The organism is Pantoea piersonii, from assembly GCF_003612015.1.
GTDB lineage: Bacteria > Pseudomonadota > Gammaproteobacteria > Enterobacterales > Enterobacteriaceae > Pantoea > Pantoea piersonii.
In genome coordinates, this window is record NZ_RARB01000027.1 from 1 (window position 1) to 1,682 (window position 1,682).

Annotated in this window: 2 pseudogenes; both read right to left on the minus strand. The window is 56.1% G+C overall.

The annotated features are described in order from the left end of the window. Positions 1-178: 178 nt before the first annotated feature. Positions 179-677: pseudogene (locus D7S44_RS23245) on the minus strand (fimbria/pilus periplasmic chaperone); the annotation flags it as partial. Between the two features lie 55 nt (positions 678-732). After that, positions 733-1,365 (minus strand): annotated as a pseudogene (locus D7S44_RS23250) (fimbria/pilus outer membrane usher protein); the annotation flags it as partial. Positions 1,366-1,682 lie beyond the last annotated feature (317 nt).

Sequence of the window (1,682 nt, forward strand, 5' to 3'; positions counted from 1 at the left end):
GTCACGCTGAAAATGCCGGCCTTTGAATGGGTTCATGTGCAGCTCCATCAGCAAAAGGGGATGATAAGTTTATCACCACCGACTATTTGCAACAGTGCCTTTTTGCTAACAGGCGATCCTTATTCTGCCAGATTTTCTTCATGTCTGTGCTCAGAATACCCGTCATTTCTGCCAGAGTGTGCCCCCTGTACACTTCCTGCAGAAGCTTTTGCTGGGCCGGCGTGACACCACAGCTTTCCGGCTGGTCACTGCTGTTTCTGATAATGGCTTTCGGCCGGTAAAACAATTTCAGCTGGCTCTGCATGGCCAGCTGCAGGACATTATTGTCTCCGGGCTTCGGGGGAACGCCCCGCACGTTAAACCAGAACAGCGTTTCCCTGTCCTGAGGGAGCTTGTCTGTCAGCCCGCGAACCTGGGTGATACGGACCTGGGATTTCTGTCCGGCATCAATACGCTGCAGCGGCGGCAACGCCATCAGCGCATCCGTTTTCACCCCGTCAGCATCCGTCACCCACGACTGCGCCAGAAACGGCGTGGTTTTGTCATCATTATTCAGCGTGATGGCCACCGTTTTCTGTGGTGCATCCATAATGATGCGGGTCCGGTCGACGTTGACGGCCGCCGGGCTGCACTGGCTCCCATGCTGCCGCCAGTGTGAGTATAATCGCACGGCTTATTCTGCTGTTTTTAACCTGTTTTCTCCGTTAGTCCTGCTCTGTGACAGGGATATTTTTATCTGCAGGGCAGTAACAGCGGCCCCCGGCTGAGGTCTGCGCTCTCAGGCAGCGTCAGCCTGCAGTGTGTCCGGCCATTCCAGGATACGTCCAGAGTCCGGCGGTCTTCCCCGCTGAGACCTGTCAGGTAGACCAGTCCGTCATCCCCGACCATCCCTGCGGTTCTGCCGGTTTTCCCTGACACCACCATGGAGCCAAACGGCGGACTTGTGCTGTCAGCCAGCCGGATATGGCCGAGCACCTGCTCCCCCTGGCTGGCGTCAATCTTCCGGTAGCCCACCGCGCCTTCCGTCAGCACCTGGCTGATGACGGAGCTGCTGACGTCCACGTCCTCCGGCAGGGCGGCCACATCAACCGAAATATCGCTGCGGCGGTAGCTGCTGCCGGCGCTCACCACGCCCACCCCGAAGCGGTTGGTCACCCCGCTGTTGCCGTTCACCGGCACACCGGCCACGTCTCCGGTATCTATCATCATGCGGGGCTCATTCCCGGCCATCGACTGGCTGAAAGCGGCACCGTGGGCGGTGGCGGTCACCGAGCCGTACCAGCTCAGGCCCAGGCTGCGGTACTGTCCGGGCTGCAGGGTGGCGTCCGCTGCCGCCTGGCCCCACAGCAGGCGGCTCTGCACGCTGTCTTATGGCCGGTAGGCTCCGGCGTATAACCCCACTATACGAATGAACGGGTATTATTATGAGATGTTCGTCACGTTTTTTAGCGTAAACACACAGATAAACGTTTTTTTAAATCATCATATATCAATGAGTTATGATAGTACTTTCAATTCACTGTGTAGTTAGCGTGTAAAATTATACACAAATCACAATTCATATCTTCGCGGCATGTTTTAATGGCACTGTTGCAAATAGTCGGTGGTGATAAACTTATCATCCCCTTTTGCTGATGGAGCTGCACATGAACCCATTCAAAGGCCGGCATTTTCAGCGTGAC